General features: G+C 40.4%; 23 protein-coding genes and 1 tRNA gene. 5 read left to right on the top strand and 19 right to left on the bottom strand.

Annotation, left to right across the window (positions count from 1 at the left end; all coding sequences use genetic code 11):
- Window positions 1-4 precede the first annotated feature (4 nt).
- From WC841_00900 to recA, 7 genes are all read right to left on the bottom strand, one after another.
- The gene (locus tag WC841_00900) at window positions 5-1954 is read right to left on the bottom strand and encodes a hypothetical protein (protein ID MFA5827908.1); all 1950 of its coding nucleotides are present in this window, start codon (window positions 1952-1954) and stop codon (window positions 5-7) included.
- Between the two features lie 91 nt (window positions 1955-2045).
- Window positions 2046-4508, bottom strand: a complete 2463-nt coding sequence (locus WC841_00895; protein ID MFA5827907.1) for an AAA family ATPase — start codon at window positions 4506-4508, stop codon at window positions 2046-2048.
- A 40-nt stretch (window positions 4509-4548) separates the two neighbouring features.
- Complete coding sequence (locus WC841_00890; GenBank protein ID MFA5827906.1) at window positions 4549-5184, bottom strand: ElyC/SanA/YdcF family protein; 636 nt, start codon at window positions 5182-5184, stop codon at window positions 4549-4551.
- Between the two features lie 67 nt (window positions 5185-5251).
- The gene (locus tag WC841_00885; protein MFA5827905.1) at window positions 5252-5524 is read right to left on the bottom strand and encodes an HU family DNA-binding protein; all 273 of its coding nucleotides are present in this window, start codon (window positions 5522-5524) and stop codon (window positions 5252-5254) included.
- Window positions 5525-5588: 64 nt separating this feature from the next.
- Entirely contained in the window at window positions 5589-7157 is a 1569-nt protein-coding gene (gene rny, locus WC841_00880) for a ribonuclease Y (protein MFA5827904.1), read from the bottom strand.
- A 167-nt stretch (window positions 7158-7324) separates the two neighbouring features.
- On the bottom strand, window positions 7325-7972 hold the full coding sequence (locus tag WC841_00875) for a regulatory protein RecX (GenBank protein ID MFA5827903.1): 648 nt from the start codon (window positions 7970-7972) through the stop codon (window positions 7325-7327).
- Complete coding sequence (gene recA, locus WC841_00870; protein ID MFA5827902.1) at window positions 7972-9078, bottom strand: recombinase RecA; 1107 nt, start codon at window positions 9076-9078, stop codon at window positions 7972-7974. Before recA ends, WC841_00875 begins: the two co-directional genes overlap by 1 nt.
- A gap of 140 nt (window positions 9079-9218) precedes the next feature.
- Between recA and WC841_00865 the strand changes: the two genes are divergently transcribed.
- From WC841_00865 to WC841_00855, 3 genes are all read left to right on the top strand, one after another.
- Window positions 9219-9292, top strand: a tRNA-Pro gene (locus WC841_00865).
- Between the two features lie 3 nt (window positions 9293-9295).
- Window positions 9296-9571, top strand: a complete 276-nt coding sequence (locus WC841_00860; GenBank protein ID MFA5827901.1) for a GIY-YIG nuclease family protein — start codon at window positions 9296-9298, stop codon at window positions 9569-9571.
- Window positions 9572-9805: 234 nt separating this feature from the next.
- Window positions 9806-10096, top strand: coding sequence for a hypothetical protein (locus WC841_00855; GenBank protein MFA5827900.1), 291 nt, complete (start codon window positions 9806-9808; stop codon window positions 10094-10096).
- Here the strand turns inward: WC841_00855 and WC841_00850 are convergent.
- Window positions 10093-11208 carry a hydroxymethylglutaryl-CoA reductase gene (locus tag WC841_00850; GenBank protein MFA5827899.1) on the bottom strand — a complete coding sequence of 372 codons (1116 nt, stop codon included), beginning with the start codon at window positions 11206-11208 and terminating at the stop codon, window positions 10093-10095. The two genes, WC841_00855 and WC841_00850, sit on opposite strands and share 4 nt — an antisense overlap.
- 166 nt (window positions 11209-11374) lie before the next feature.
- On the opposite strand from WC841_00850, the gene WC841_00845 reads away from it, so the two are divergent.
- Entirely contained in the window at window positions 11375-11593 is a 219-nt protein-coding gene (locus WC841_00845; protein ID MFA5827898.1) for a DUF167 domain-containing protein, read from the top strand.
- 36 nt (window positions 11594-11629) lie between these two features.
- Entirely contained in the window at window positions 11630-11797 is a 168-nt protein-coding gene (locus WC841_00840) for a hypothetical protein (protein MFA5827897.1), read from the top strand.
- Here the strand turns inward: WC841_00840 and WC841_00835 are convergent.
- The 11 genes from WC841_00835 to WC841_00785 all read right to left on the bottom strand — a co-directional run bounded on the left by WC841_00835 (window position 11794) and on the right by WC841_00785 (window position 17351).
- A complete protein-coding gene (locus WC841_00835; GenBank protein MFA5827896.1) occupies window positions 11794-12522 on the bottom strand; it encodes an undecaprenyl-diphosphate phosphatase in 729 nt (242 codons plus the stop codon). The genes WC841_00840 and WC841_00835 overlap by 4 nt on opposite strands.
- A 73-nt stretch (window positions 12523-12595) precedes the next feature.
- Window positions 12596-13006 carry a 30S ribosomal protein S9 gene (gene rpsI, locus WC841_00830; GenBank protein MFA5827895.1) on the bottom strand — a complete coding sequence of 137 codons (411 nt, stop codon included), beginning with the start codon at window positions 13004-13006 and terminating at the stop codon, window positions 12596-12598.
- A 2-nt stretch (window positions 13007-13008) separates the two neighbouring features.
- Window positions 13009-13431, bottom strand: a complete 423-nt coding sequence (gene rplM / locus WC841_00825; GenBank protein ID MFA5827894.1) for a 50S ribosomal protein L13 — start codon at window positions 13429-13431, stop codon at window positions 13009-13011.
- Complete coding sequence (locus WC841_00820; protein ID MFA5827893.1) at window positions 13428-13916, bottom strand: L17 family ribosomal protein; 489 nt, start codon at window positions 13914-13916, stop codon at window positions 13428-13430. The genes rplM and WC841_00820 overlap by 4 nt, the downstream gene beginning before the upstream one ends.
- Window positions 13917-13919: 3 nt before the next feature.
- Window positions 13920-14837 carry a DNA-directed RNA polymerase subunit alpha gene (locus tag WC841_00815; GenBank protein ID MFA5827892.1) on the bottom strand — a complete coding sequence of 306 codons (918 nt, stop codon included), beginning with the start codon at window positions 14835-14837 and terminating at the stop codon, window positions 13920-13922.
- Between the two features lie 13 nt (window positions 14838-14850).
- Complete coding sequence (rpsD, locus tag WC841_00810; protein MFA5827891.1) at window positions 14851-15474, bottom strand: 30S ribosomal protein S4; 624 nt, start codon at window positions 15472-15474, stop codon at window positions 14851-14853.
- 47 nt (window positions 15475-15521) lie between these two features.
- Window positions 15522-15932 carry a 30S ribosomal protein S11 gene (gene rpsK / locus WC841_00805; protein MFA5827890.1) on the bottom strand — a complete coding sequence of 137 codons (411 nt, stop codon included), beginning with the start codon at window positions 15930-15932 and terminating at the stop codon, window positions 15522-15524.
- A 14-nt stretch (window positions 15933-15946) separates the two neighbouring features.
- On the bottom strand, window positions 15947-16366 hold the full coding sequence (gene rpsM / locus WC841_00800) for a 30S ribosomal protein S13 (protein MFA5827889.1): 420 nt from the start codon (window positions 16364-16366) through the stop codon (window positions 15947-15949).
- A 5-nt stretch (window positions 16367-16371) separates the two neighbouring features.
- Window positions 16372-16485, bottom strand: a complete 114-nt coding sequence (rpmJ, locus tag WC841_00795; protein ID MFA5827888.1) for a 50S ribosomal protein L36 — start codon at window positions 16483-16485, stop codon at window positions 16372-16374.
- Window positions 16486-16540: 55 nt separating this feature from the next.
- A complete protein-coding gene (infA, locus tag WC841_00790; protein MFA5827887.1) occupies window positions 16541-16747 on the bottom strand; it encodes a translation initiation factor IF-1 in 207 nt (68 codons plus the stop codon).
- Window positions 16748-16763: 16 nt separating this feature from the next.
- Entirely contained in the window at window positions 16764-17351 is a 588-nt protein-coding gene (locus tag WC841_00785) for a nucleoside monophosphate kinase (protein MFA5827886.1), read from the bottom strand.
- Window position 17352: the final 1 nt, after the last annotated feature.

Genomic DNA, 17352 nt, shown 5'->3' with positions numbered 1-17352 from the left:
ATATTTATTGTTTTATTACACTTAAAAATTTTTGGAAATCATTATCATTGGTCTTTGAGGTAACGTCTGAAACAACGTATTTTTGAACATTTTCCGGTTTAGTTTCAGGATTAAAATAAAACTTATTCAGGATATTATCCCCCATTGCGGCGATTACTTCACAGCCTTTTCTACAATCAGTAACCCGATACCCCTCTCCTTCGCCAACAATAATCCCCTGATTGAGCAATTCGGAAATAATTGCAACTCCGCAATAGTAATATGGAGCGCCAGCATCATCCAATGAGGCTGATTTATTTTTTAGATAATCACATAGGGTGGCTACTTTGGCCATAAATTGCAGTTCTATTGTCTGACTATCAGCACTTTTTAATTTGGTTTCCCATAATAATTTCATAGCGACAGTTTCGGCTTTTAATTCCTCAACAATTTCTGATTCACTAAGTTGACCAATCCTTTCATTGACATTTTTATCATCGGTACCCATAACACAATGAGCAATTTCATGGGCCACTGTTTCGACAATTTCTGCTTTTGAATATTCTGCTGAATCCGGATGGTAATTAAAAACTCTTCCCAGGACGGGTAAATTTTGGGTTTTTGCCACATCTTCAACTGCATTCGAGTGAGTAATAATTGCACCTCCTTCGCTCGTTGCTATCGAGTCTCCTCTTGTGTACCAAAAAGTGTTGGGGCCGAAAGCGAAAGGCTGGAAGGTTATTATCTGATCAGGAAGGCGATAAGGCTTGTCTAAAATATCAATATGGCTATCGACAAGGGTTTGGGCGTGAGGAACTAACTCTTTTAACTCATCATCTATTTTTTGGGTTTCTTCTGTTCTAGAAGCAAGTCTTATTTCCAAATCAACTTTATAAGCTTCTCCGGCGTGTGACGGGGTGCCTTGGGGAATTAAAGCAATCGGACAACCAGAGGATAATAGCCTAAAACCCTTTTCAATTAATCTTTCATATTCCCCGGCTACCTCTTTTTCTTCGAGTTCTTCGGGATCATCATTGACTTTGGAACGAGTATTTGTAGACGCGTATACATCGGCAAACTGACGTAAATAATCTGCAGCCCCTTGATATTTATCTGCAGGTAATTGACCGGAGTCAACCATTAATTCCGTTTTATCGGCCAACATTTTTATTCCGTCAACCAGGCGAGTAAGCTCTTCGGGAAAAACATCTATAAAAGGTAAGATTGGGCCATCTTTCCCGTTGACGTCATATAAAAATTCTGCCCCCTTGATATTTCTATTTGGGGAAACACTTGATCCACCGGGTGCCCCGGCCAGTTCGATTTGTTTAATATAGGCATGATCAATATATTTACCAACAACCCCTGCGATATCTAAAAATAAATTTAGTTCGTTCTTACTCATACCAAACTGACTCATTTGTTCTTCTGGAACAGCTTTCAACCAATGCCGGACTAAAGTTAGCCCTGCTGATTGTCTTTCTGAAGAGGTCAGAATTAAGCACCGCCAGATTTCAGGATTAGTGCTTTTTATCGATTCTAATGAACCGAACTGACGAATCCGTAACTTAGTTTCTAATTGACCTGCATCAAGTAATAGAGCCCGTGCGGATTTGGCTTCATAAGAATCCCCGGTAATGTTTTCAGCCCATTCTATGCATTTATTTTGAAAAAGACCGTTATCCCCCAGTAATTCCGCTTGCCAAGTCCGGGCTACAGCTTCAGAGGCTTTTTCAAACAAAGATTCTACACTTTCAATTCTATTTGGCAATTCCGGCCAACCATTTTTTTCGACTGATTGACTTAATACCGTTCTAACTTCTCTAGAAAGCTGAACATATGGAGGTAGCCTATCATCCTTGGGAACTTGTTCCCATCCCATAACCGCTCCATCCGTTACCCGGATTGCCACACGATCATGATGGTCGGGATTAAAATTAGCGCCGTACGGGATTGATATATCTGTTTCATCCATGGTTGATTATATAATATGTTTGTTTAGGGAATTTAACAGGAAAGTTTTTCGGCGTTAACTGGAGATAACTAGGTGTTTAACTTTGAGTAGATTATTCAACTTTTGACCAAAGGTATTGGTCTTTTTCTGCGCCGGTAGTAATCATTATCTTGTCACCGAGATTGATTGTATTGTTTAGTATTGCCTGACTTATAATATCGGAGAGAACCAGGTCGATGACTCTCCGGATAGGTCTGGCCCCAAGAGACATGTCATAGTTTTCATCAACAATCTTTTCTGCGACTTTATTATCAAATTCAAGAAAAATATTTCGTAAATTAAGATTTTTTTGAAGATCGCCGAGCATAAGATTGGTGATTTTTACCAAATTTTTGGGAGACAAGGGCTCGAAAACCACTACCCCGTCGAAACGGTTTAAAAACTCGGGTGAGAATATTTTTTCTTGCTGAACATGTTCGAGAACATTTTTTTGGAGCTGGTAATCCTTTATTCCCTTGTTTACCGACTGTCTGATAAATTCGGCACCGGCATTGGAGGTGGCGATAACAAATAAATGACTGCATTTAATTTTTTGGCCAAAAACATCTGTTAGATAACCTTCGTCCAGTAAGGTTAAGAATAGGTTGATGATTTCAGGTGGGGCTTTTTCAATTTCGTCGAATAACAAAAGCGAAGCCGGGTTATTTTTTATGGCTGAAGTAAGCACGCCCGGTTGATTTTGGCTTATTGATCCAATAAGGCGGGCAATCCCTTCGTTGCCGGCATATTCAGCCATATCAAATCTTAAAATTTTGGTATCTGGCCCGTAATAAACTTTGGACAAAACCTTTGCAGTTTGTGTCTTGCCAACCCCGGTCGGACCTAAAAATAAAAATGAGCCTATTGGCCTATTTTCGTCTTTAAGACCTACAGAACGATTACGCAAGCTTTTAGCTATGAGTGAGACGGCCGCTTCCTGGTTGATTAGCTCCCGATGAATAATATTTTCCAGATCAGAAAGCTGTTTTTTCTCTGATTCCGTCAACCGGGCCAGAGGAATTTTGGTTTTTTGAGAAATAACTTCGTTGACATCCTCCAAAGTAACAAGCGACTGGCCGGAAGAAATTTTACCTGTGGCTAATTCGTCAATAAGCTCAATGGCTTTTTCGGGAAAAGGAGTGTCGGTTATATAGCGATCTGAAGCATTCAGGATCTGCTTGAGCGCTTGAGTCGTGAAGGCTATTCCACCCGTGTTTTCTTTATCCCAGGCTGAATAGAAAATTATATCCAATGATTCATCTTTGTTTGGAGGGAGAACCTCGATAATTTCAAAATATTTATTAATTCTGAAATCACGGGAAATAAAGCGTTGATATTCAACACTGTTGGTAAGAGCAATTACTGGAATTTTTAGATGATCAAAAATTTCTGTAAATATATCAATAAAATCGTAACCGGCGTCTGAATTAACTAAACGATGAAATTCCTTGATGACGAGGATTATATCGCCGGCTGTTTTGGCTTCGATTAATAATTGTTTGATGGCGAGTCTTTTTTCTTCAAGACTCCCATGGGAAAGAATTAATTGGTAATCAAGCCTTAGCACGCGTTTATTTACGAAGAAACTACCGAGCTGTCCGGTTATAGCTTTGTGAGTGAATTCAAAGACAACCGTCATTTTTCCAACTCCGGGCTGGCCGACTAAAATAATATTACGACCTGACTCGATAACATTTTTTATTCGGTTTACAAGAGTAGACCTACCGATGAGACTGTGGGAAAGCTGATCGCTTATATTAAGGTTTTCGCAACATTTATCGAGTTTTGGACTATATCCAACCAAAAGATTTGCTCCAATTCCGGGCTTACCTAAGTTTTCGTGTTGCTTGGATATTTGGGTATTTTTATCGCAGATTAAATCCCACCAACGGGCAGTTTTTATTAGGTCATCTTTGTTCAGGCCAAAAGTTCTCAAATTATCCTCAAATTGGTCTATGCCAGACAACAGCGATTTCAAGTAGTCTTCAAATGAAGACAGGGACGGCATGTCTGTTTTTAGGGGATCAATTTTAGCCTGACTAATTAGGTTTATCAGATCGTCATTTAGGCTTAAATGAAGAATAAAAAAATTCCCAAAAAGTGAATTGATTAGCAGGAGACCGGCTTTATCGGGATTTTCAATGGTACTTTTTATTAAATTTTGAAATGACTGCTTTTTTTGTTTTTCTTGATTTATATAGGTTGAATAACCAAAAAAAGGAAACATTAAGAATATCAGCAAGCCAATTACCCCACCGGCCAATAAAAACAGCAGGCTGAGAAAACAAATAAAAATTAAGATTAATCTGGCGGAAAAACCAACCCACACTGAGATGAGGTTGAAGGTCAGGTTTTCAAACATTTTTTGAAAATTGAAACCTAAATAACTGCTACTAATCATTCTCTTCCAGGGAGAAAATAAGGTCTTGAGCAATAACGTCAAAGAAAAAAAGTGAGATACCTTTTTAAGGTTAAGCAGCAGGGACTGAAGGTATATCCTGACACCTTGGCTATAATGCCACGTTATGTAATCCATCTAATTGATGATAGCAAAAATTGGGAGGTAAAATATTCTGTTAGCTAATTCCCCACTTCTTTTTCCGCCAGTTTATGAACTTTTGGTGCAATTTTGGATATTTTAAGGCACGCATTTCCCACATGGAAGAAATGATTTGATAGGACACAATTTGGGGTGATTGAGATAATGGGATGCCTTTTACCTCGAGGTTTTGATAAACAAATGAAATTTCTCTAACCAAATTCGGATCTTGACCAAGATATATATCCTGAAGTATGTTTAGACGATCTTCTTCTGATAATTTAAAATTTAGGATATCTGCAAACAACTCCAGTGATAAAGTAAAAACTTTTGGAACCCGAATACTATCGCAAATTATGGTAATTTTCTCCAGGGCTTGGCCAGTGGCTTTTATTCTGTTGTGGGAAAATTCCAGGTTTTGGATAGTGGTAAGGGACTTGTCTTCACAAATAATTGATTTTTCTATCCCCGGGTGCAAATCGGTAAACAATTTCGCAATACTGGAGGCCTCTGAAAGACCGGGGTGATCTTTGTTGCTACATCCGCCACAGATTATTATTGATGTAGCTTTGGCTTGAAGACAGAGCTTTAGGGCTTTTTCAAAGTACAATTGGTATTCGGGGTTCGGCGGTAAAAATATGCCATATCCCAAAACTATACAAACTTTATTCATGTATCCATTGTACCAAAAAGCCCCCTTCGACAAGCTCAGGGGGCTTTTAATCAACAAGAATAAAATCTTACTTGACCATCTTCTTGATCTTGGTGCCGGGAATGTAACGAGGCATTCTGCGGGCCACAATTCTCTTTGGTTCTTTTGAACCGATAGCTTTGATGGTTTTTGGTTTGAACATTTTTGTCTTGAAGGTTCCGAAGCCGGAAAGTTTTACAACTTCACCACCTGCAAGAGCTTTCATAATTTCTGTCAAAAATGTTTCGACAGCTTGCTTAGCAGCCTTTTTACTTAACTTGGCTTTTTGTGAGACTGATTCGATCAGATCTTTTTTGGTCATTAGTTTTATCGTTAATTTATAATTATTCTAATTTTAGCCGAATATCCGCGAAATGCAAGTTTCATTAGTCTGTTTTAACCGCATTTTTATTGATTTTATTGCCAACAATGACGCTACTTGTCCGCAATTCCCGAATAACGGTAACTTTTATTTGGCCGGCCCATTTGGCCTCTTCCTCGAGTTTATCGGCAATATTTTGACTTAACACAGTGGCTTCGGAGTCGCTTACCTGAGTGGGCTCGACAATAACTACCACTTCCCTTCCCGCCTGATAGGCGGCAACGCTAGTAACTCCCGGAAATGATTTGGCAACTTCCTCGATGTTTTTCATTCGCTTCAAATACTCTTCGTGGACTTCGTATCGGGCTCCTGGCCTTGTGCCAGAGGCAGCATCACCGACATAAACAATGGCCGACTCGGCAGAAGAGAATTCTTTGTCTTCGTGGTGTTCGGCAACACAATTAATTACTGCTTCTGATATTTTGTACTGACGGAGAAGGTCAATCCCCAGGTCAACGTGGGTGCCCTCCTGATCGGTTACCACTTTACCGATATCATGTAGAAGCGCGCCCAGACGGACGGTGTTGATATCGGCCTTTAATTCATAGGCGATAGCAGTAGCGATTTTTGTGGCTTCAACTGTGTGCTTGGCCAGATTTTGACCATAGGAGAATCTAAATTTATATTTCCCAATTTGTTTGATTAAGTCAACAGGTAGATTAAACACACCAACCTCCTGACAAATTCTTTTACCTTCATTTACCAATATCTTGTCCATGTCGGCCTTGGTTTGGGCAACAATTTGTTCGATCCTTAGTGGTTGTATACGGCCGTCTTTGATTAATTTTTCCAGAGATAGTCTGGCAATCTCTCGGCGGGTGGAGTCGAAGGATGAAATACGGATGTCATTGGTTTCGTCCAATTCAAGCTCTACTCCGGTTTCTTTTTCGAAGGCGCGAATGTTTCGGCCTTCACGACCGATAATTTTACCTTTTATTTTTTCATCAGGCAGAGAAATGGTGGAAACTGTATACTCGGCAACATATTCGGTGATTCCGTGTCGAATGCCTTCTACCAATATTTCTTTGGCCAGTTCATCTTCCCTCTGTTTTAGATCGTCCCTGGCTTCATCAATTTTTTTGGCAACCCAAGAACTCATTCTCTTCTCAGTGCTACTTAATATCAGCTGCTTGGCCTTTTCAACATCAAGCCCGGAAATTTGTTCGAGTTTTTCCAACTGCTTTTTATAGAGATCGTCAATACCTGCCAATCTGGTTTTTATTTCGGTAGTTTGGGAATCCAGGTTTTTTTCCTTTTGAAGCAGGTATCTCTCTCGTTCTGAAATTGAAGATAGACGTTGAAAAATTTCGGTTTCCTTGAGTTTTGCTTCTGACTCTAGTCTTTTGGCATTTTGCAGGGCAACATCTGTTGCCCGGGTGTCCTGAACAGGAACGGAGGCGGGTTGAGGTTTGTTGGTCTTTGGCGGGGCAAAAACCACCCTGTTTTTGTCGGCTAAGACCGAGGTGTCTTCCTTGACTTTTGTTTTAACTGCCGGCACTTTGGCTTCCGGCTTTTCGGATTTAGACCCGGATGAAAAGATCCCCCTTACTTTGGTTAGAAAATAACTAAACATAAAACCTCCCTCTCTACTCTTTACGACATGGACAGACCAACGTTAGACAAAATCTGCAAAGTTCAAATAGATTTCGGTTGGGCAAAAATTAAACATCTTGGTACTGTCGGATTATAAAAAGTAAAAAAAATTAAATTAAATAAAGATATAAAATTATCTTTTATATTCTATCCATTTTTGATCAAATCGTCAACCACACTCTTTATATCAGAAATTGTAAACCCGCGACGATAAAGAGCGGCCATTATTTTATTTTTTTGGGCATACGAGGATAGTTTTTCATTTGTGTAGCCTTTCTTTTTTAGAAAGTTTTTGATTTTTTCTAAATCGTTTAGATTCAATACCGCTTGGTTTTGGTCCAAAGGGCTAATTCCTTTTTGATTTAATTCGGCGATTATCTGCCGTTTTGATTTCTGGGTGCTTTTGGCGGCATAACCAGAGGCGTAAGCGGAATTGTTTATTAGCTTCAGATTCCTAAGATTTGCGATTATTTGTGTGATAATTGGCTCCACATCTACAGAAAAATTTTCGATATTTGCAGAGAGAAAAAATTTTTGGGAATAGTGTTTTAATTTCTGTTTAATTATTTTCTCCGGAAGGGATCGCATGGCCAGTTGCCTCACGGCGTATTCCTTTAACTGGTGTTCTGCGGATTTTTTATATATTTGATCTAGTAAATTGGGGTCTAGCTCTGAAAATTTTTTTATGCCAGCCTTAACCCAATCATCGGAAGAAAATGGCAGGATTGAACCATTGCTAAAAACTAGAATTAGAGTGGTCGAGGATCGGGTAGGCTTAATAGAGGTAATGTGCATTATTCACCCGAATCGCCCGACTCATCTTCGGAAAGAGGTTTTTTTGACAAAGATTCGTCCGGTGGATTTTTGATAATAGCCCAGATTTTTTCTTTTAGGTCTTGGGCTAAAGTCGGATTGGTTTTGAGATACCGTTTTGCCCCTTCCCTACCTTGGATATTTTGATCACCGACTTTGAAAAAGGCACCTGATTTAGTGATTAATCCGTATTGAACGGCCAAATCGACAAGACCACCATATACAGAAATTCCCTCTGTGTTCATAATGTCGAACTCGGCTTCTTTAAACGGTGGAGCAATCTTGTTTTTAACAATTCTGGCGCGGTGCTGAGAGCCAATGGACTCTCCGGAGGGGGTTTTCACATTGGCGGTTTTTCGAACATCGATTCTGACAGAAGCGTAAAATTTTAAGGCTAAACCACCGGTGGTGGTTTCAGGATTACCAAACATTACGCCGATTTTTTGGCGAAGCTGATTGGTAAAGATGACTACAGTTTTGGATTTAGAGATGGCGCCGGTAAGCTTTCTGAGGGCTTGGGACATAAGCCGGGCTTGAAGCCCCATCATGGAGTCACCCATTTCACCCTCGATTTCGGCTTTGGGGACTAAAGCGGCAACTGAGTCGACGACAATAACATCGACAGCGTTGGACCTGACTAGGGTTTCGACAATTTCCAGAGCTTGTTCACCATTGTCGGGTTGAGAGATTAAAAGATTATTTAAATCTACGCCGATGGTGGCGGCTCGTGTCGGCTCCAGAGCATGCTCGGCATCGATAAAAGCGGCAGTGCCTCCAAGCTTTTGGGCCTCGGCAATGACATGTAAACAGACAGTGGTTTTTCCGGATGCTTCCGGTCCATAAATTTCGGTAATCCGGCCGCGGGGTAAACCGCCAACACCCAGAGCAATGTCCAACGGGAGACAGCCGGTGGGAATAACTTCTATTTTCATATCGGCGTTGTTTTCTCCCATTTTCATGATGGCACCATCACCATAGGCCTTGGTGATTTGTTCCATGGCGAGCCTTACGGCTTCAAATTTCTTGCCCTGAAGTGAAGAACTACTATTGACTGGTTTGGCTTTGTCTATTTTTGGATGTCGTCCCATATTTTTTAAAAATGTTTAACCGATATGAAGATACCAACACCGACTATATCAAGTCAATAAGGAAAACCGAAGAAAAGACGAATACTTATTGTTTTCGTTGTCGGAAATAGATGGATAAAATGGTAGAATACTTGGTACTTCGGGGTTTGGCGCAATTGGCTAGCGCGCACGGATGGGGTCCGTGAGGTTGCTGGTTCGAATCCAGTAACCCCGACCGATGTTCTATGTTTACTTTCTAAAGAGCCAAAGGAACGGTAAGATTTATGTTGGTAGCACCAGTCAAGATCCGAAGACAAGGCTTGAAGAACATAATCGAAGGATGAATAAATTTACAAAGGAAAATATGCCGTTTATCCTTTTGTATTTTGAAAAATATTTGTGCAAAGAAGATGCTGCCTTACGGGAAAAGTTTTATAAGTCAGGATTTGGGAGGAATGTTAGAAACATAATCATATCTGTTGCTTCCGCCAAAGGCGGATCAGCCTTTGGCTGAGGTTCGAATCCAGTAACCCCGACAAAAACATAAGTGTTTCGGGTTCTCGAACGAGCATAAAGCCTAGCTGATCTAGGCAAGACAAAGTGATTGCCTACAGCTCCTAAGAGTTCTATACTATTTCCTGAATTTGATTTGGTTTGTTACGGTTTATTGTTATTCGAAATATAAACTTGTAGCAAATTACCATGCAGTGTTATACTGTTAGTGTTATATATTCTACATAGAAAAAATATGGCTTTTGAAATATCATCGGGAGGTTTGGATCATTCAGACAGAAAACCGCTTGAAGTTGATATTAAACAAGATTTAAATCCCTCCGAGGGGGTTGTGGCATGGGGTGGCGGTGGAAAAGGCAAGGTTACTACTCCAGACGAGATCTTTAGAAAAACACAAGAGGGTAAGGCCAATTTTAACGAAGAACAAGAAAAGAAATTAGATAGAACACTTGGAGGAATTGGAAATGCAATTGCAAAAGGCTCATCTGAGTTCCCTGCCAGCACGAACAGGAGGCGGAGTCGTTAAATTTTTTGTGTTTTGATACCTCTCCCAAGTTTTTCGTGTGCCTTGGCCAGATGGCCGGCGGCGATGGCGGCGGTTAGGGATAGTTCGCCTGCCAATACACCGGCAGCGATTATTTGAGCAAGTTTAAGTGAATCACCAGATTCGTGTCTGTCTAACCCCAAAATCCCCAAGGCTTCTTTTTGAGTTGGTAGGCCTGTTCCCCCACCGACAGTACCCACCATTATGTCGGGAAGGTAAACTGAAAAATAGAGATCTCCGTTGTCTTCTATTTCGGCATCGGTGATGCCCATAGAACCCTCGACAACATGGGCGATATCCTGACCGGTAGCTAAAAAGATGGCGGCAAGGATGTTGGCAAAATGAGCATTGTATCCAAGAGACCCGGAAACAATTGAACCAAGATGGGACTTTTTTTGAACAATTTCGACAATATCTTTCGGAGTTGTTTTTAGGATATCTGTTACCGATGATTTTTTAATTATGGCCTCAGCCCAAACTTTTTTTCCCCGGCCCAATAAAAAACCAGTGAAGGATGGTTTTTTGTCCTGACAAAAATTTCCGGATAGGGCCAAACATTTTATATTGAGCGCTGATTCCAGATATCGGGAAATTTTTTCTGTTGCCTGGGTGACCATGTTCATACCCATAGCCTCAGAGGTGTTGAAATAAAAACGAAAAAAGACGTTCTTGCCGATAACTTGATGCTCTTCTTTTTGAAATTTTATAAACGGAGTGTTTTTTTGGGCAACCAGAGCGATATCGTTTAGATTATCACTAACATATTTGACTAAATTGGCAGCTTCAGCCAGGTTTTTAACCCGGAACAGAGGGCCACGGGTGGCGCCAACGTCTTCAAAATATGTCCTTACACCCCCAGACAGGCCGACTGCTTTGCAACCACGATTTACGGAAGCGACCAGGGCCCCTTCTGTAGTTGAGAGCGGTAACATGTAAGTATCGGTAATATTGTCTTGAAAAGTAATCAAAAGTGGCCCCGCAAGGCCAAGTGGAACCTGGGTTGAGCCGATAAGGTTTTCGCAATTCCGATTTTTAACTAAAGCCGGGGTAATAACGGTGTTTTGAATGTTTGGAATATGTAATTTTTGCTTCATGTGTTTCTATATTAGGTCGTTTACAAGACTGATTAACATTTTCTAAACCCCCTAAATCAAAATCTACCCCTGCCTGCCGGCAGGCAGGCTTAATCCCTCCTTTGAAAAAAGGAGGGACATTGATTAATTTGGTAGATAATTGTGAATATTAAGGTATAATCAGCGCATGAGGCTATATGTACGGGCAAAGGCAGGAGCGGGCAAGAATCAGATTAAGAAGAGTGATGAGAATCATTGGGAAATTTGGACAACAAAAATTGCAACAAAAAATAAAGCTAATATGGCAATCACCGAAATAGTGGCAAAAGAATTAGGGGTAGCCAAGTCCAGAGTTGAAATAATCAGCGGTGGAAGAAGCAGATTAAAAGTGATCGGAATTATTTAGACATTATGATTTATAATAGATAATCTTTGTTTTTGAGTGAAAATGGATATAGATAAGAAAATAGAAGAAATAATAAATTTTCAGGTTGAGCAGGAAGAAGTGTCGGTTAAAGAGAAAAAACAAAGGAAAATACTACGGGTTACCGAACAAAACGTAAAAACTCTGGTAATGGATCGGATTTGCGGAAGAATGGGTGAGTGCTAGAGGGTAAAGAAAGAAATCAACGCGAGTAGGAGTATATAAATGCTAAACACCCAGAACTTTTTGGCCAGAAGTGATCCTCTTAAAACCGACAGAGCAAAAATACCAACTACTAAGGTGATTACGAACGACAGGGAGAGAATACCAGTTTGAATACTTAAGCCTTGAATCTCTTTTGCACCCAGAAGAACTGCACCTAACGAGGCAGGAATAAATAGCGAAAAAGAATAGTTGAAAGCCTCCTGAGTTGTTAAACCCATCATTAACCCGATAAAAATAGTTGAACCGGCACGTGACACACCAGGAAGAATAGCAAACGCCTGAAAAAGACCAATAACTATCGCTTTTCTTAAATCCATTTTGGTACCGTTCTCTTTGGCAAATTTTGTTAGAAAAACAAGACCGGCAGTAATCATAAAAAAGAAAGGTAGAAGTTTCGGGTTACTAAAAATGGTTTCAATCTGCGTTTTCAAAAGAATTCCAACCAGGCCGGCAGGGAGAGAACCGATAATGATGTATAGCAGATTATTTTTGAAATAAGAAAGCTGATGCCGAAAAAAATACAGGACTGAAAAAAGGGTGGCGGTGTTTAAAAATATGTCGAGAGCCAGTGAAGGCCTGACTCCCATATAATGTTGGGCCAAATTAAGATGGCCTGATGATGAAATGGGAAGGAATTCAGAAAATCCCTGAATAACCGACAAGATGAGACTTTGGATTAAAGTCATAGGTTAAAATAACACAGATTGCTTCGGAGATAAACCCCTCCCACCAAAGGCGGGCAGGCGCAATGACATCAGTTTACCGCTTGGGAGACTGTTTTTGACGTCTGGCTTTACCGCCAGTACCGACCATTCTTCTTTCCCGTACCCGTGAGTCAACGGTGAGAAGACCATTGGTGCGAAGGACCGAAGTAAAAGTATTGTCTATTTTTTTCAGGGCTCTGGAAATAGCCAAAACTAATGATTTTATCTGACCGTTTTTTCCGCCACCCAATATTTTGGCACTAAAATGATATTTACCCATTGTGCCAGTAGCAGCGAATGGTCTTTCATATATAATTTTCTCGGTAGGGGTCGGAAAATATTTTTCAATTGTTTGGGTGTTGACCTGAAGGTCTCCTTTTCCCGGGTAAACTTTAACCGTGGCGATGGCAGATTTCCTTCTACCAACGGCATATGTGTATGTATTTGCGGATGCTTTTTTTACCATATTTATTTTGAAATTTTATCAGCGTATTTGTGTTCGCCATCAACAAAAACCTTTAATCGGGTCATACGTCGGTCACGGAGTTTGTTTTTTGGAAGCATACCTTTGACACCATGCATGATAATCTGTCGAGGATCCTTGTTCATCATTTCGGTAAAGGTGAATTCCTTAATACCTCCATGATAGCCGGTATAATGCTGATATAATTTTTGCTTTGGTTTGCGGCCCGTAACCTGAACGTCTTTGGCATTTATGGCAACAACATAGTCACCATCGTCGCGATGATAGGAAAAAGTAGTTTTGTCTTTTCCAATAAGAATAGCGGCAATTTCGGTACAGATCCTCCCCAGAGTTTTACCGGAGAGATCGACTAAATACCATTTTCTGTTAACGAGACTGCCCTTTGTCACTGAGGTTTTGTTTGTCATTTCTGCTCCTTTGCTGTCTTTAATTTTATAGTGGTGTCTTTAGTTTTGGCTATTTTTTTATCTTTTATTGCTTTTGGCTTTTTAGTTTCAGCTTTTTCCACTTTTGGTGGAACAACAACAAAAGAGACTGGTTTGATAAATGACAATCTTACAATCAGAGCATCATCTCCGATTCGACGTTTAATTCGAGTTAGTCTTGTAAAGTTAGAAGACTGATCAGTAAACGATTCCTTAAAAATTTTTGTAACCCGATTAACATCGTTTCTGTCCTGTAAATGACGGTACAGCTCCCTTGAAGCTATCAACTGGGGCTCTGTAGCCATTATGTGACAAAGATGTTCTATTATCGGGGAAACAGCTTTGGCCTTAGTTTCGGTAGTTTGAATACTCCCGTATGTAAAGAAACTCCTGACCTGAGATCTGAACAGTGCCTGTCTTTGGTTGTGGTTTCTGCCAAGTTTTTTACCGAATTTCCGATGATTCATAGATTATTTCCAGGTGAACCCTTTGTCTCTTAACCAGGCGTCAATAATTTTTAATGATTTTTCACCAACATTTTTTGATTTACTGACTTCAGCCCGTCCGGCCTTCAGAAGAACGTCGATGGTGGCAAATCCTGCTTTTTTTAGGGCGTTGGTAACCCGGAGAGGAAGCTCAATTTCTTCAACAGAAATGTCGACCCCCTGGTTCATGGGAGTGGAAGATAAGGTTATGACTTCTTCGTCAAATTCTTTGGGGTCGACAATTTGATTGAGAGAGTTGATGATATCTTTGGCAGCAAATTTTAAGGCCTGAAGAGGATCGATAGAACCATCGGTCCATATTTCCATAATAAGCTTATCGTAGTTTGACTTTTTACCAAGACGGGTTGGCTCAACAGTGTAGTTGGACTTTAAAACCGGGGTGAAAGTGGCATCAAGAATTATTTCGCCGACAACATCGGTTTTTTGCTCCTTGGCCATAGTGTAACCAATGCCATTTTCAATGGTCATTTCAATTCTCAGAGTTGATTTAGAATCGGCCAAATGAGCGATTATTTGCTCTGGATTGGCAACTTGGCATAATTCATTGTCTGAGATATCTGCGGCGGTGACAACCCCCGGCCCTTTCTTGTCCAAAATTAATTTGATCGGTTCTTCTTTTTTGTATGAAAATTTCACTTTTTTGAGGTTGAGTGAAACTTCGACCAGGTCTTCTTTTACTCCGGGAAGAGTGGCAAAAAGGTGGCTAGCATCATCTATTCTAATACGGGTAATAGCAGCACCCGGTACAGTAATCAAAAGGACTCTTCGGAGAGCGTTGCCAATTGTGTGACCAAAACCACCGACTAGCGGACCAAGTTCATATTTTCCATAAGTCTTGGATGTTTTAACTGTCTTTATGTTGAATTTACTTGTATCTATCACATTATCTCCTTTTTTATCTAGAATAATATTCAATTATTAAATTAACATCTACCCCACTGCCTATTTCATCGCGAATGGGCATGGATGTGATTTTTATGGATTGGTTTTGTTTGTTTACATCGTGCCAGGAAGGATAGCGGAAGTCTTTGTCGCCAAGGCGGAGATTGTCCTTAACTTTTGAGCTCTTATCGATTGAAATGATGTCACCGATTCTAACAAGGTATGAAGAAATATTTAATGGTTTGCCGTTTACCAGAATATGTTTGTGACTAATAAGTTGTTTTGCCTGGGTTCTTGACTGGGACAATCCACCCAAATAAACAACATTGTCTAATCGGGTTTCAATCATCGAAATTAGATTGTCTCCGACAAGACCTTTCAGTTTCTTTGCTTTCAAATAATAATTTCTGAATTGTTTTTCTTGTATTCCGTATAGTCTTTTGGCTTTTTGCTTTGCACGGAGTTGAATGCCGTAATCGGTTGATTTTTTAACTCTTTTTAGACCGTGCATCCCCGGGTGAACGGCGCCTTTTTTTTCGATTGGGCACTTAGATGACATACATCTGGTCCCTTTAATAAAGAGTTTGGTGCCTTCGGTTCGGCAAAGACGGCATTTTGTATTAAGTGTGATTCTCATGGGTTAGTTATAAAGTTATCAAGTAAAAAGTTATAAAGTTTGTAGAGTTAAACTTTGCGTTGTTTGGGAGGCCGGGGACCGTTATGGGGGACGGGGGTGACGTCGGAAATTTCTTCAACATCAAAATCCCTTTTGGTGCGAAGATAACGGAGAGTAGCGTCTCTACCGACACCGGGACCTTTGAGATAAACAACTAATTTCTTGATGCCATATTTTTTGGCTTCTTCAAGAGTTTTTTCTAAAGCAGTGGTAGCGGCGTACGGAGTAGATTTTCGGGCTCCCTTAAAGCCGCAGTTACCAGAACTTGACCAGGCTAGGGTATTTCCCTTGGCATCGGCAATGGTTACCAGGGTATTATTGAAAGTCGAATTGACGTATAGGCGGCCTTCGGCCACGTTTTTGTATACTTTCTTTTTGGTAGTTTTTGGGGGGGTGGAATTAGTTTCTGTATTTGCCATATTAATTTAACATGTTATTCGTTTTTGGCAACCGAAGCTGCCTTTTGCTGAGATTCAATTTTTGCCCATGCTTCTTTGGTAAGTGAACCGACTGTTTTTTTCTTGCCCTTACGGGTACGGGCATTGGATTTTGTCCGCTGACCACGAGCAGGAAGCCCGACAATATGGCGAATGCCACGGTAACATTTTATAGCTTTTAGACGATCAATGCTTTCACGAATTTCTTTTTTTAGATCACCCTCGACACGAAAAGTTTCCAAAGCCTTCATTAAATTAGCAACATCGTCACGACTTAGGTCTTTGATTCTGGTATTAAGATCAATCTTTGCCAACTTGGCAAGTGATTTAATGTTGGTGCGGCCAATACCGTAGAATCTGGTCAAACCAATTTCTGCCCTTTCGTTATCCGGAATTTCTACACCGATGATTCTCATTTTGATTAGCCCTGTTTTTGGGTATGTTTTTTTGTAGAACAAATAATGCGCCTAATTCCCCGACGAATTACAACTTTACAGTTTTTGCAGCGGCGTTTGATACTTGACTGGACTTTCATAAGCTTGGGGATATTGTATCTTAAATTCGGCGGAATATCAAAGACTAATTTCAATTTAATTCCTATAGACTATACGGCCTTTGTCGCCTTCGGGGCTAAGGATAAGCGAAACAGTGTCCCCTGTCATAACACGGATATGGTGCATTCTTAATTTACCTGCCAGATAGGCAACTATTTCCTTGTCATCGGGCAACTTGACCCGATATAAAGAATTTGGAAGAACTTCGGTTACCAGGGCTTTTACGGTTGGTTCGGTTTGCATTAATTAAATTGGATATTTAACTATTAATATTATCAATAACTTTACAGATATCTTCAAAAATTGGCTCTATCGGGCGGTTGCCGTCGACTTCATATAATCTGTTGGCTACTCGATAATGATCAAGTATGGGGGCAATTCCCTGTTCATACAGAATTTTTTGACGATTGGCAATTGCCTCCGGTGTATTGTCGCTGCGAGTGTTGTCTTGAAAACTAACTCCAAGCTTTTCGCGTCTTTTTTGGATTTCTAAGAAATTTACCAGAAGGTGGATAACGAGAGAAGTTGATTGACCTTTGTCTATTAAAAAATGATCAATATAATGACCCTGTTGGATTAGGCGGGGAAAACCATCGACAATAAAGTTCTGATTGCTAAGTGAAATTAATTTTTGACTAAGAATAGGAAGAACGATGTCGTCTGGGGTTGGGATACCGGCATCGACTGATGCCTTGGTATCGAGACCTAATTTTGAACCAGAGGCGATTTCGTCACGAAGAAGCTGTCCCATGGAAAAATGGGTTAGATTGTACTTTTGAGCGATTAATTTAGCCTGGGTGGACTTGCCACAGCCGGAGGGACCAATTATGAAGAGGTTCAGTGACATA

It is taken from the genome of Candidatus Shapirobacteria bacterium (assembly GCA_041659325.1).
GTDB lineage: Bacteria > Patescibacteriota > Microgenomatia > UBA12405 > UBA12405 > JBAZYN01.
The sequence above is the reverse complement of the archived record's forward strand: the minus strand, read 5'-3'. Positions and strand labels throughout refer to the sequence as shown.